Below are 13,524 nucleotides of genomic sequence, written 5' to 3' on the forward strand. Positions count from 1 at the left end.
CCACACAAAATTGCGTTATTCAATCGGATTTGGTGTATTACGACAACAATAAAAGATGGGTGTCCTATTTTATTGTCCTTTACAATAAGTGGCTTTTTCAAAGTCGCTCAAAATTACAATTAATACAATAACAATGAAAGATGGGTGTCCTATTTTATTAGTTGCTAAACTCTGTAATGTGCCAAAGCTCTCCCGATGGCCCCCACAAATAAACAACTTTACCCCAATGTTCTGTTTTAATTGGTTCATACTTTATGTCGAAACCATCTAGACTAGAAATAATTTCAAAAGCCTCATTTATATCTAAAACAGAAAGTTGAAACATTAAATTTTTAGCTAAATCTTCGTTATAAAACCTTTGCAGGAAAAAAGTACATTCGCCGTTTTCAAATAGGGATAAGTCATCAGTGACATAATCCATTTGAAAACCCAATGCTTGATAAAAAGATTTGGATATTTCGTAATCCTTGCTAGGAATAAAAACTCTAATATCATCAACTTTCACTGGACTCTCCATTGGCAACTAACGACAGCATTTGCGGATGGTTTGGAGTGGAGCGTAAAACCAGTCCGACAACATGCTTTTGTTAGTTTTTTTACCTAATGGATAGAGTTTCCACATTCCAAAAGGATTATTGAACAACGTGTTCTCCCCATAATCAATCGAGGGGCATTTGGTGATTTTATACTTGGGAGCTTCCGAGTCTACTGAGAATGTTTGGCCATCATTTATATCTGGTGATTCAGATAATATGTAGTGTGTAAAAGCCCTGAGTAATTCAGAAGGGTTATCTGAGTCTGCACTATTAATAATTGCATCGGGTAGACCGAAATTGTGCATACCACAAGAATAAGTCTCATCAGAGGTTACATAAACAACGTATGATGAGTGGCTTTTGAACAGATAGCTGTATTCACATTGCTCTCCCCAATCTTTAGGAGAGTGAGCTAAACCTGTACTTTCAACTTTAACACCAAGCCCCCCTGCTTTTAGTAATGCATTAGCCGCTTTCATTATTGAGTGGGCAGATTCGATTGAACCGCCTTTAGAAATTAGATAACAAACAGATTTATGGGATGAGATCAGATCCATTTCAGGTGAGTTATTCCAGTGAGGACCAGCAGCTTCAAAAGCAGATAGCATCCGTTCGTCTGAGCTCTCAAATTCAAGTTCAAAAGATTGATTTGTCTCCATCTGCATTAGAATCATACCTGCAAAGATATAACCCTCACTATCTTTAACAATGCGTTCAACTAAATCACTCCGATCTACCCATGGACCAGGAACACATAAAACGATCTCTACTTCTTTCTCAGACATGTACCTATCCAATTTTGAAAACTAACAGTATATTATCCATAATTCACGATAGTAACGGATTATGAAATAAAATAATAACAAAACAATAATAATTAAATCATTACCTGTCAAAGCTTTATAGTAAAACAGGTGGTTTTATTTTAAACATTACGTTTGTAGAAACTAAGCACTGCGTCATACTCAGTTATTTTGTGCTGAGTATGACGCAGTGCTTAAAAAATTAAATACTAAAAATCAATAAATTAGAAGTTTACCTATGTAGAAAGTGAGCATATTAATGCTCACTTTCTACAAAAAATTGCGTTATTAAATCGGATTTGGTGTATTACAACAACAATAAAAGATGGGTGTCCTATTTTATTTATGATACCACTGTTCGAAGCCCGATAAATCAAGGTGATTATCAACAATATGCGCAAGCGCATATTCAAACGTTCCGGGGACTATTTGTTGTGAGAAATTGATGGGGATGAACTTACTTTGACAGGATAAATCAGGTTTATAATTGGCCATGATATTTTGCTATCGGTGAATAATATCTATTAGATCACAGCGAGGAACTTGCTTCAAGCTTAAAAAACAAACAATTGAGGAAATATAAAAAAAGACGTAAATACGTCTTTTTGGAGAAATTCTACAGCCTCAACGCCTCACTAAGAGGCAAATAATAGTTGGTTAAAATAAGCAATAAATAGCTAATTTAAACTTGTTGTCCACCTCAGGGCGTGTTGTTATGATTTTTTATGCACAAAAAATACGCCCAGGCGATCAATGTTATTTGTAACGGTGCACGTATTAATAAGTAAATAGGTCCCCATTGATGCCCACCAAGGCCAACGCTATTAAATGCAGCATAAATATTGGCAGGAAAAAACACTATAAAGATAATAATGCCAAATTTAGCAGCTACGAGTTGAAATCTAGGTATAAATAAAGCAATACCAACTAATAGCTCAATAGCTCCTGTGATATATATTAAAGGTATTTTGAAAGGCACCCAAGGAGGTAACATTTCAGCCATTCCATTTGCTTTAGCAATGTGACCTATAAAAAAGAATATAAATGCTAAACCTAGTCCCCAACAAGCATATTTGTTTATATTAATAGGTGTCTTTTTAAATCTGGAATAGAAAAAAGCGATCCCTAATGGAGAAAAGAGAATTAAAAGAATTATTATTGGAGTTACCACAGTTCTATCCTAAAATCATAACGCCGCACTAAGCGGACTAAAATAGTGGGTTAAAATGAGTAGCGAAGCGAAACGTAACTCACTGTTTTAGTTCCGTTTAAGTGCCTTGTTATATGCGTTTATTTCACATGCTCATCAATAAAGCTATTTAATTCAGCAATTGATTTTATTATATATAAAGATTTGTTCGGCGATATTTTTTCTAATTTTTGTGAAAAGCTATTATTCCAAAACTTTGGAGAAAGTTTTAACATTTTATAACTTTCTAAAGTTCCTTTTAAAACTGAGCTACCATCTGGCCAACCTTCAGGCTTAACAACCAAACCTTTAAAAAGTCGCTTTGTCACTAACCAATAACTGAGGAAATAAGGTAAGTCTATATAGACCAATGTATCGGCCACATCTAGTCGCTCATAAAATGACCCAATTGGACCAAAACCATCGATAATCCAAGAATCAGAGGAGATTATATCTCCATGCTCTTTATCATATGTCTTTCGATCTACTAAATCTCCATTATTTTTATATACTATTGAATCTAATTGATACAACTGTATACCCGTAGCTGTTGACAGACTTTTACTTAAAGTGGACTTACCACTACCTGGTTTACCAAAAACTGCTATCTTTTTCATATTACCTCCATGACTGAGATTGAATCCATGAAGCAGAAATAAAAAATCCGCCTCTTGGGCGGATTTGATAACTTTCAACGCATCAAAAAACCACCATTCCTATGGAATGATAATAATTCGAGTTATCTGTTGCGTAATATTTATATTCATAACTTCATTCTGTTCGAACGGTAAATTAATGTCAACTGATAATCGGATTATCAGTGGTCGCGAAAGCATATAACGAGCTTGTAGAATAACTCGTTTTATATTATTTATAAGATTAATTCAGACACTCACTTAAAATTGATAAATTAAAACCTCTTACCTATGGTTAAATAATAATCTAAAGGAAGAGGTTTTTTATTATGGCTACCGCAAGAAAAAGACAAGTTAGTTTACAAGATACGCCTCATTGTCACTGTATTTCACGCTGTGTGCGTATAGGTATTGCACGAAAGCCCTAGTCGAAAGGCGAATATAATAAGGATAATGGCAATAATAGAAAGTAAAAAAGAAGGAAAAAGAAACAGATGAAAAAGTAAAAAAATAACGCTTGATAAAGTATTCTCTTTATCGACTCAGTCTTCTACGTCTTGCATTTAGGTTATTGCTTGCAAGTACTTCAGATAATATCACGCTATTTACATAATAAAGGAGGCTCCGGGCTTGTCCAACACCCGAATAAGGTGTCGGCTTCGCGACACCTATTCTTATTTGTTAGTAGTATTTTAATCCACTGAGTTTTCTTTCGTTGTTGTACGTTTTTTGATTATACCCAAGGATAAAAATACTATAGCAGAAATTAAAAACACTCCTGAGCCAATAAAATCTTGTTCAAAAACGTTGTAGATTAAACCTAAAAACATAATAAAAGATGCAATTAAATAATTATTAGATTTAGATGATGAATCGTTTTTCATTAACACTTCCTTTTGATTGATAATGGATATTTGCTGATACTACTAACGCCTAATTAACAGGCAAAAAATTGTTGGCTAACATAAGTGAACGTAGTGAACAAAAAGCCAACTGTTTTTTGTCCTTGTTGAATTTCTTGTTATATTTTTTGTTGAAGAACATTTTGAGCTGCTTCTCCAATAATTTTATTTTTTATTACTTCTAACTCTTTAAGTTTTTTCTCGCAAGTTGCTATTGCAATTAACGCATTCATAGCTTCTACTTTTTTCGTATAGTCACGTTTATTGATAATAAAACTAATTTCATACCTTAGAAGCGAGAAAAAGAAAGCCAAAACTAAAGAACCTGCACCAGATATAAAAGCTATATATTGGTCTGTTAAAAAAGTAGCGGACCAGTGTGTTGGGTCTACTGTTTTAGCTAAAGACAATAAAGTAAAGGTCAGCAAACCTGAAATTGTTGCACTACTAAATAAGTCACTTTTAGATATATTTCGTTTTACAGTATTATTTGACATCAATATCCTCACGATGCAATTTTACTGCTTCCCATAAAGGGTCATCTTTTTTTAGAAAAAGTGTAGTACTCAGCTTTAAGCCATCTTTTGAGATATAGCTTAAATTTACTTTTTTTGTTTTAAATCGATGTAAAACTAATGGGCTTATATATATAAGCAAAATAATAATTACAGATAATATTAAAGCAGTCATAGCAGTTTCCGTTGCCTATCTTCAAAAGGAACATGGCTTTTAACTTCAACAATAGTATTAGTCGTTGTCACATTGCCAGTTAATTTAGATTTTTCTTTGTACCAATTAACAGCGACATCTAACAAATCATCTTTAGAAAATTTCTCAGTGTTATCTGAAACCCTTTTTAAAAAGATAGGATCTACGATAGTAGCAGATAAAGTAAAACTTGGGTCATCATGAGACACTAATTTCCATTTTGACTTTGGATTATAAGATAATGTTTCTATGTAGAATAAACCTTCAGTTTTACCTTCATCTACAATATATTTGTGCTTCCGGTTAATTATCAGATTATCTTTATCACTGTTATTCACTTTGATTGAATCATCAGGGTTAGTATAATTTTCGATAGTTAAAGTATCCACACCTTCATCTGAAAGTGGTTTTGCTAAATCACTAAGTGCTGAGCGAATTTTTTCATTTGTTAAAATAGCGCACTCAACTTCATTAAGTACTACATTTTCACCATCGACATCAACTTCATACCCGTCTTCAGTTTCTCTTATAACTATTTCAGCGCTGTCAAAAGAGATAATTTTTAATGTTTCTACCACTTTGTTAAGTGCAGAAGAAATTATTGAAAAGCCCGATTTATGATGATCTAATCTAATTTGGCTTTCATCTTCTTTACCAAATATTTTTAGAACCCACCATAAAGATCCTTCTTGAAACCCCCCCTCTAAAAGTACCTCAGTACTATATTTAGATTTAAAAATACGGTTACTTTCTTTAAATGCCTCAACATAAATAGTTTCTATAGCTAAAATACTTTTAGAAACAGACTTAGCCTTCATTTGATGTTGTTTAAGCAAAACGCCTTTGCCATCATAATGAACTTTTAAAGTTCCTTCTTCTAATGCCATCTGACCTCCTATTAATATACTAGATAACTAATGCCTGTTAAAAATATAAGCAACTTGCTATATTTTTTGTGCTAATTCACTTTCTCTTTTAAAAAGCTCGAAGAAATCAAACTCCCCATCACGGGTAACTTTTTCATTGTGAGAGATAGAACGTTTAAAATACGTGTCATCATATAATTCAGGCTTATCTGAACGACCGGCCTTAAAGAGCATCATTTCCTTATTACCATAAGTAAATGTGACTACATTTGCTTTTATTAATTCTTTAAAGTAATCCGAAATAGGTTCTTTTTCTAATTGTGCCAAAACCTTTCTTTCAAAGTTCTCTATAGAGCCACAATATTTCTTAGCTTCACTATCAATGCCTGTAATAGCAAAACCACTATATTTACTATATTCCGTACTATAATGATTTTTATGTAACTCAGCTGATTCATCATCATCTGCAACACCCAAAATCACATAGCAATCGCCTACTTTTGTATTGGTCATAGATACTAAAGTTTTAATGATCTTAGATAATGTTTTAGAGTTATAAGTCCCAGAACCATCGCTAATTTGATGTAATCCTAATTTGAAGTCGTAACAAACTTGTTCTGTTTTTGACTCATTCAAAATATTCTCTAAACTTTCAACCCACGAACTTAGGTTTCGATCACTACCAGACCTAGTAGTAAAATGTTTTTTGATAACTCCCAACATTGAGTCAGAAAATTTTTCTCTATCATTCAAATCCCATTTTCTATCTGAATCTAACGATTTCAAATGTTTATCAAAAACACCGGAAAGTGATTGGCATAAATTCTTATAATTACAAATTTTTAAATTTGAAGTAATAAGTGCTTTATAAAACGCAATAAATATAACTTGGAAAACTCTAGACACCCTAACTGGACGACCAGCATAAACTAACTTACTAAAAGTAAGAGGTGTATTTGAAAGGGTTTTTTCGACCTCATCAAAAACAAAGCAAAACTGTTTATATACAGTTTCATAGCCTTTGGTATTAATTTTTTTGGTTAATGTCTTACTTTCTTCGGTTTCATCACGATAAATAGCATCTAAATAATAAGATGTAGTTTGTGAGCTTTCAGGGTTTGCTATATATGAAACTAATTGAGCAACAAGTTCTTCATCTCTAGACTTTCTCACGTTTTCAGGTGTCACAATAGAAGTTCTTACCCAAAATATACTTTTCAAATTTATACCGTAATTAAGCCCATTATTACTTAAACTAATATTTTTCATATTAGATAAATTGAGTATATTTGAACGTGAGCTATCTTTTCGTATATATACTGAAGCATCTCTAATCATGTCAGGAATTAGCCCTAATGATCCAGCTTGCCTAACATCCTGTTTTGAGAGAGTTCGACCACCCGTGTTTATACGCCTAAAACTTTCATCTACCTTTTCGGGATCATTAACATCACACACAGAAAAAGGTACAGGATAATCTAGTATCTTGGAACATTCTGATAAATCTAGTATTGGTTGCTTTTGTTCTAGGACACCTGAATCTAACTTTTGCTTAGTTTGCGCAACAGAAGCCAAATTAAAGTACTTTGAATTCACAGGAAATTCGCCTTCGATAAATGAAGTTATTGCGTTTAATCTTTGCATTCCATCTAGAATCTCTGAGGCATTCGCATCATCTGAATTCTTATGATTTGCAGTAATTATCATAGGGATAGGGAAGCCATTTATTAGAGAATCAATAAATTTTTCTTTTTCTTCAACACTCCAAACCAATTTTCTTTGATAACGTCTATTAATCACAAATAAATCAGCTAAATACTGTGTATATATATTCTGAACGGTAACGCCTTTAATACTTAAGTTCCCTTGCATAACTCTAAAACCCTTTATTGATAATACGGACTACTTTGAAGAAAAATATAACAGTATATTATCCATAATTCACGATAGTAACGGATTATGAAATAAAAAAATAACAAAACAATAATAATTAAATCATTACCTGTCAAAGCTTTATAGTAAAACAGGTGGTTTTATTTTAAACATTACGTTTGTAGAAACTAAGCACTGCGTCATACTCAGTTATTTTGTGCTGAGTATGACGCAGTGCTTAAAAAATTAAATACTAAAAATCAATAAATTAGAAGTTTACCTATGTAGAAAGTGAGCATATTAATGCTCGCTTTCCACACAAAATTGCGTTATTAAATCGGATTTGGTGTATTACAACAACAATAAAAGATGGGTGTCCTATTTTATTGTTTAAAAGATGGGTGTCCTATTTTATTGCTATTTTATTGTTGTCCTTTTGAGTGACTTGTTATATTTTTTGTACCATAATGTATTATATATAGGTACTTTATGAGATTTACATCATGGCTAAAAATACAAGCGTTACACTAGGCGATCATTTTGATCAGTTTATAAACCGACAACTTAGCACTGGTCGTTATGGCTCAGCAAGTGAAATTGTTAGAGCTGGATTAAGGGTCTTAGAAGATCAAGAAGCTAAGCTTTTAAATTTACGTAATATGTTAATCCAAGGCGAACAAAGCGGTATCGCTGAATACAGCTATGAAAGCTTATTGACTGAATTAGATAAAGATGACCATTAATGAATAAGTTTGTATTATCTTCAAAAGCCAAAACAGACTTAATTAAAATAGCTAAATATACCCAAATAACTTGGGGACTCTCTCAACGGAATGATTACCTAAAAGTATTAGATAGCACGTTCCATTTATTAGCTGGTGATCCCGAGCTGGGTATTAACTGTGATTACATAAGAGAAGGTTACAGTAAATACCCACAAGCTAGTCATGTTATCTATTACAAAGAGTATAAAAACAGTCAAATATTTATCGTAAGAATATTACATAAAAGTATGGATGTTAACTCCGCACTCTAGAAAAATACCAACGAGTTTGTAGAATAACTCGTTTATTATAAATTTCCCCATAAAATAGGGGTACTAAATGCATTACCTATATCGCGTTAACACTCTACAGCCTGATACAGGAGCTAAAGAAGCTCGTCGTTTTGACTGAGTTAGTTATTCTACAGCCTCAACGCCCAATTAATGGGCTAAGTATGTTGGCTATAATGTGTGAGGAACGAACGCAGCCAACTTTACGTGTCCCGTTGAATTGCTTTTTATGTATTTATTTTTTAAACCATTTATCGATATCTTTAGGATTTGATTCTACAAACTTTCGAATAAATATTGCAACAATAAGATAAAAGATCACCATGATAATTGAGCCACCTAAAGTAATATTATCGAAAGCACCTTGAGAATAAATGTTTGCAGTAGCTCCAACGCAAAACATTATGAAAATACTCCAAAATACTACTTTTTGATTATGACTCATAATTCAAATCCTTTGAAAACCAACGTCTCAATCAGTCGACGCGTTAGCGGTCGGCTGTATTGACTTGTTAACTGAAAATTGATTCAAGATGAGCATGTAAGCAGCTATACCAAACCATCCCATTGTCGGAATGGCCCATAAGCGTTGCACTAAACCGTTAAATTCTTGCGGTATAAACCCTGCGTATATAAACCAAAACATTAAAACATGCAATACTGTTACCGCTACAGAAAAGCTTTCAAATAGGCGAGATTTAATAGTGTTTTTAAACTCCAGCGCAAAGCTCATTGGTACAATAATCATGAAAATAGATAAGTTGTACAACAGGTGAAGTGGCGTTTCCAGCGTCCAGATACCCGCACTTATCATACTGATGCCAAGTAAAAATGAGGACAGCGTAGCTGCAGAAAAGCGATTCTGTGAAATTTTATGTATACCAAAAGAAAATCCACACATCGACAAACCAATAATGATGTCAGCAGCGCGATGAGTATACGCAAAAATCGGAGCTTCCAACGCGACATGGCTAATACTTTTTGATAGAAAGTCGAAGTCAGGAATGATAACCCCCAAACCTATATTGATTATTGAAGCCATCCAAACAATATGTGCCTGATTGATCAACCAGTAATTTAAATTTCGCACTAAATATCCTTCTCAGTTAGCAGTATATTATCCATAATTCACGATAGTAACGGATTATGAAATAAAAGAATAACAAAACAATAATAATTAAATCATTACCTGTCAAAGCTTTATAGTAAAATAGGTGGTTTTCTTTTAAACATTAAGTTTGTAAAAACTAAGCACTGCTTCATACTCAGCTATTTTGTGCTGAGTATGAAGCAGTGCTTAAAAAATTAAATATTAAAAATCAATAAATTAGAAGATTACCTATGTGGAAAGTGAGCATATTAATGCTCATTTTCCACACAAAATTGCGTTATTAAATCGAATTTGGTGTATTAAGACAGCGATGATGCCTACAAGCTTATCACTGGCTTTATGTTTTTTGTTGTGTAAGGCCAGATACGTTAAAACAGTATCTTTTGTTTGTCTTTTCAACTTGAAATTTTATCACTATCAGAATAAAAATAAGTAAGGTACAATTTTCTTTATTCGATTATCTAAGCTAAAAATGCCATCCTCAACAGTTAAACCAGCGCCATTACAGTATTTATCTGCATATTCAAGTGAAGTACAAGATCAAATCAGCACGATGATAGAAAAAGATACATTAGGTAATTTTTTACTTCAGAAGCATCCTCAAATACATCATATTAACAACGATAAAATGCTTCGTGAATATGTCATGAATTTAAAGAATACTCATTTACGAAAGTCCCCCCCATTAAGTAAAGTTATTTACGATAAAAAAATACATGTTGTAAATAATGCTTTGGGCTTGCATACATTTATTTCAAGAGTTCAGGGGAGTAAATTAAAAAGTAAGAATGAAATACGAATTAGCGATATTTTCAAAACGGCTCCTGAAGCGTTCTTAGAAATGATCGTTGTTCATGAGTTAGCTCACATCAGGGTCAAGCCACACGATAAAGCATTTTATCAATTGTGCCAACATATGCTGCCAGACTACCATCAGTTAGAATTTGAGATGCGTTTATATCTAACTCAACTCGAATTAAAAGGTCCTATTTACTAATTATCATCAATTAGAAAATTTCGTTAACAAAAGGTGTTAGCTTTTGAGTCACTCACAATAAATAATTGCCCTGTGGATAGCCCCCTCCCTTAAGCTTTTAGTTTTTTTCTTTATGTATTAAGGACTAATATAGAAATAAACTCAACACCAATTCATAAAATTGAAATATATTTTCATAAATTTGTCATTATTTCGACGCAAAAAATTCGCATTACTTGGTTACTCTCCTTTCGACTTAAAAAAACCACTTTAATCGGAATTAAAAATGACAAGTAAAGATATCTCTCAACCTTTATTTAAACTAACAAAACTATCGTTAGCGATGTTATGTATTACATCAGTAAATAGTTATGCAGCACAGCAAGCTGAAAAAGAAATAGAAATAGAAAAATCTTTGGAAGAAGTTGTGGTTGTTGCACAAAAACGTGCGCAATCAATTCAAGATGTACCTGTAACAATAACGGCTTATGATGGTGATTTTTTGGAAAGTGTTGGCATTGGTGAATTAGATGCATTATCAGACATCACCCCTGGGCTTGTTATTCAAGAGCAAAGCCCAAACAATCCAGGGTTTGTTATTCGCGGCATAACCTCAGACAGTGGCTCTTCACAATCATCATCACGCGTTTCTGTATACTATAATGGTGTAGATGTTTCTCGTTCACGAGGCTCATACTTTGAACTATTTGATATTGAAGGCATTGAAGTTGTAAAAGGGCCACAAGCAACCTTGTTTGGTACTGCCGCTTCTGTTGGTGCAATCAGTGTTGCTACTCGTAAACCTGAACAAGACTTTTCCGCACAAATTAAAGCCTCGGTTGGTAACTTTTCCGCTAAAAACTTAAGTGGTTTTGTTACCGGCGGTAGCAATCTAGTACAAGGTCGCTTTGCCTTTACTTCCCGTACTCGTGACGGCTTTATTGAAAATATAGCGGGTAATGATGATTCACAAAGTGCTGGCGGATTCGTTCAAGAAGACATGCATGCACTTGATCATGTTTCTTATCGTCCATCTCTACGCATTACCCCAAACAACGACGTAACGATTGATCTTGTATACACCTATGAAAAAAATGATGACTCTGGTACCTCATTTAAAAATGGTTTATACGCACCAACGGGTGGTGACACTAGCCCATACAGTTTTGTAGAATTATCAGGTTCACCACTTGCTAAAGATGTATTTGGTAAAGAAGATTTAGGGGTAGAACGTACCGTTAACGACCTAAACCTGACCGTTAACTGGGATGTAAACGATAACCTAACCGTTACGTCAATTACGGCGCAACGTAGCTTTGATTCGTTAGAAGTTTTCGACGGTGACGGCACACAAGCTTGGTTTCTAGAATTTGCAGAAGCCGCTGAAGGCGATCAATTTAGCCAAGAATTACGTGCTGTTTATACAGCGGGTGACTTCACGACTATTTTTGGTGCTAGCTACTTTGATGAAGACGGCAGTCAAGCAGTGCCATTTAGTACAGAAGAGTCGGTATTCTTAAATTGTCTTGGTTTATTAGGAAGTGACTTACCTTGTATTAATACAGATGGTAGTGTTAACGTATTAACGCCATATTTAACAGAAGGAGCCGCAACGCTACTTCCTTATTCGCTTGAATTTACTAACTATGGTGAAAATACTGCCTATTCAGCCTTTGCTGATGTTAGTTACCGTGCCACTAACGCATTAGAGCTAACCGCTGGTTTACGTTATGTAAAAGAAGAAAAACGCAGTGGTTATCAGTCAGACGCACCTAACAGTGTATTAACCGGTGCGGCATTATTCACAGTGGATACTGGTGGTGAAATTTTCTACGCAGAAGCCGATTATGACGACTGGCTGCCCCGTTTTAACGCATTATATGAAATTAACCCAACAACTAACGTATATGCAACTATTTCAAAGGGCAGACGCTCTGAAGTTCTTGAAGTAAGCTCAATGGCTACGGCACAAGGTGATGCTGCTATCTCGGTTAGCGAAGTACCTGCAGAGGTTATTTGGAACTACGAAACAGGGATTAAAGGTAAAGCATTACAAAACCGCGTGGATTACTCTGTGGCAATGTTTTACCAAGAGTATTCAAACTTCCAAGTGACTTTACAAGATGAAGAAGGCGTTGCTTATTCTGCTGATGCTGGCTCTGCAACTAATATTGGTTTTGAAGCCGAAGTAAGAGCCTTACTTAGCGATGAATTTGAAGTATTTGCAAACACGGCTTTCCTTGATGCAGAAATTGACGATGACAGTAACAATGGCCAATTAGCGGGTAATACTTTTAGATTACAACCTGAATGGACATTTAGTACAGGTGTGTTCTACGGTACTGAAATAACAAACTCCTTAAGCCTAACGAGTTCATTAATATACAGCTACCGTACAGAAGTATTCTTTGAGCCTGAAAATGCCCCAATATCTGGCTTAGACATCAGCCAAGAAGCATTTGGTTTAATGAGTGCCCGTGTTGGTATCTCGAGTAATGCAAATTGGTCTGTAAGCTTATATGCTAACAACCTTCTTGATGAAGAATATTTAGTTGATGCGGGGAATACTGGTGGTGGATTTGGCAACCCTACTTTCGTAGCGGGTGCACCTCGTATGTTTGGTGTTGAGTTTACCATGAACTTTGGTACTGCGGGCTTATAACCACTAACCAGCAGTAAACAACTTATACTCCTAAAATAATTAATTAAGCCACTTTTATTGTGGCTTTTTTATTGTCTACATTTCACTTCAGCTTGATTTACTCTATATACTTACAAAGTAAGCAAATAAAAAAGCGGTTACGCATTAACGTAACCGCCCTACTTTTATATTATCGTTACCTATCGTTCGGACCATTTAATCCGTTTAGCG

Annotated in this window: 16 protein-coding genes; 4 read left to right on the forward strand and 12 right to left on the reverse strand. The window is 34.2% G+C overall.

Translation table 11 applies throughout. The features are described 5' to 3' along the window. Positions 1-157: 157 nt before the first annotated feature. From Q4496_RS12660 to Q4496_RS12705, 10 genes are all read right to left on the reverse strand, one after another. Complete coding sequence (locus tag Q4496_RS12660) at positions 158-505, reverse strand: lactoylglutathione lyase (protein ID WP_303610559.1); 348 nt, start codon at positions 503-505, stop codon at positions 158-160. 18 nt (positions 506-523) lie between these two features. After that, a complete protein-coding gene (locus Q4496_RS12665) occupies positions 524-1,321 on the reverse strand; it encodes a DUF4261 domain-containing protein (protein WP_303610560.1) in 798 nt (265 codons plus the stop codon). Positions 1,322-1,678: 357 nt separating this feature from the next. Further along, a complete protein-coding gene (locus Q4496_RS12670) occupies positions 1,679-1,834 on the reverse strand; it encodes a hypothetical protein (protein WP_303610561.1) in 156 nt (51 codons plus the stop codon). 205 nt (positions 1,835-2,039) lie between these two features. Then, positions 2,040-2,510, reverse strand: a complete 471-nt coding sequence (locus Q4496_RS12675; RefSeq protein ID WP_303610562.1) for a hypothetical protein — start codon at positions 2,508-2,510, stop codon at positions 2,040-2,042. A gap of 119 nt (positions 2,511-2,629) precedes the next feature. Then, on the reverse strand, positions 2,630-3,145 hold the full coding sequence (locus Q4496_RS12680; protein ID WP_303610563.1) for an adenylate kinase: 516 nt from the start codon (positions 3,143-3,145) through the stop codon (positions 2,630-2,632). A gap of 710 nt (positions 3,146-3,855) precedes the next feature. Then, a complete protein-coding gene (locus Q4496_RS12685; RefSeq protein WP_303610564.1) occupies positions 3,856-4,047 on the reverse strand; it encodes a hypothetical protein in 192 nt (63 codons plus the stop codon). A gap of 137 nt (positions 4,048-4,184) precedes the next feature. Then, complete coding sequence (locus tag Q4496_RS12690; RefSeq protein WP_303610565.1) at positions 4,185-4,562, reverse strand: hypothetical protein; 378 nt, start codon at positions 4,560-4,562, stop codon at positions 4,185-4,187. Beyond that, entirely contained in the window at positions 4,552-4,755 is a 204-nt protein-coding gene (locus Q4496_RS12695) for a hypothetical protein (protein WP_303610566.1), read from the reverse strand. The genes Q4496_RS12690 and Q4496_RS12695 overlap by 11 nt, the downstream gene beginning before the upstream one ends. Further along, on the reverse strand, positions 4,752-5,660 hold the full coding sequence (locus tag Q4496_RS12700) for a hypothetical protein (RefSeq protein WP_303610567.1): 909 nt from the start codon (positions 5,658-5,660) through the stop codon (positions 4,752-4,754). The genes Q4496_RS12695 and Q4496_RS12700 overlap by 4 nt, the downstream gene beginning before the upstream one ends. Before the next feature lie 57 nt (positions 5,661-5,717). Beyond that, positions 5,718-7,511 carry a DUF262 domain-containing protein gene (locus Q4496_RS12705; protein WP_303610568.1) on the reverse strand — a complete coding sequence of 598 codons (1,794 nt, stop codon included), beginning with the start codon at positions 7,509-7,511 and terminating at the stop codon, positions 5,718-5,720. Positions 7,512-8,014: 503 nt separating this feature from the next. Between Q4496_RS12705 and Q4496_RS12710 the strand changes: the two genes are divergently transcribed. Both Q4496_RS12710 and Q4496_RS12715 read left to right on the forward strand, forming a co-directional pair. Further along, positions 8,015-8,254, forward strand: a complete 240-nt coding sequence (locus tag Q4496_RS12710) for a type II toxin-antitoxin system ParD family antitoxin (RefSeq protein WP_303610569.1) — start codon at positions 8,015-8,017, stop codon at positions 8,252-8,254. Then, complete coding sequence (locus Q4496_RS12715; RefSeq protein WP_215972132.1) at positions 8,254-8,547, forward strand: type II toxin-antitoxin system RelE/ParE family toxin; 294 nt, start codon at positions 8,254-8,256, stop codon at positions 8,545-8,547. The genes Q4496_RS12710 and Q4496_RS12715 overlap by 1 nt, the downstream gene beginning before the upstream one ends. Before the next feature lie 253 nt (positions 8,548-8,800). On the opposite strand, the gene Q4496_RS12720 is transcribed toward Q4496_RS12715, so the two are convergent. Beyond that, on the reverse strand, positions 8,801-9,010 hold the full coding sequence (locus Q4496_RS12720) for a hypothetical protein (protein WP_215972131.1): 210 nt from the start codon (positions 9,008-9,010) through the stop codon (positions 8,801-8,803). 27 nt (positions 9,011-9,037) lie between these two features. Further along, positions 9,038-9,655: a DUF998 domain-containing protein gene (locus Q4496_RS12725; protein ID WP_303602609.1), complete on the reverse strand. Its 618-nt coding sequence runs from the start codon at positions 9,653-9,655 to the stop codon at positions 9,038-9,040. Between the two features lie 493 nt (positions 9,656-10,148). Here Q4496_RS12725 and Q4496_RS12730 point away from each other — a divergent pair, with 493 nt between their 5' ends. After that, positions 10,149-10,673, forward strand: coding sequence for a M48 family metallopeptidase (locus tag Q4496_RS12730; RefSeq protein WP_303602607.1), 525 nt, complete (start codon positions 10,149-10,151; stop codon positions 10,671-10,673). A 265-nt stretch (positions 10,674-10,938) separates the two neighbouring features. Beyond that, positions 10,939-13,314: a TonB-dependent receptor gene (locus Q4496_RS12735; protein WP_303610570.1), complete on the forward strand. Its 2,376-nt coding sequence runs from the start codon at positions 10,939-10,941 to the stop codon at positions 13,312-13,314. Positions 13,315-13,524 lie beyond the last annotated feature (210 nt).

It is taken from the genome of Colwellia sp. 5_MG-2023, from assembly GCF_030547795.1.
Taxonomy (GTDB): Bacteria; Pseudomonadota; Gammaproteobacteria; order Enterobacterales; family Alteromonadaceae; genus Colwellia.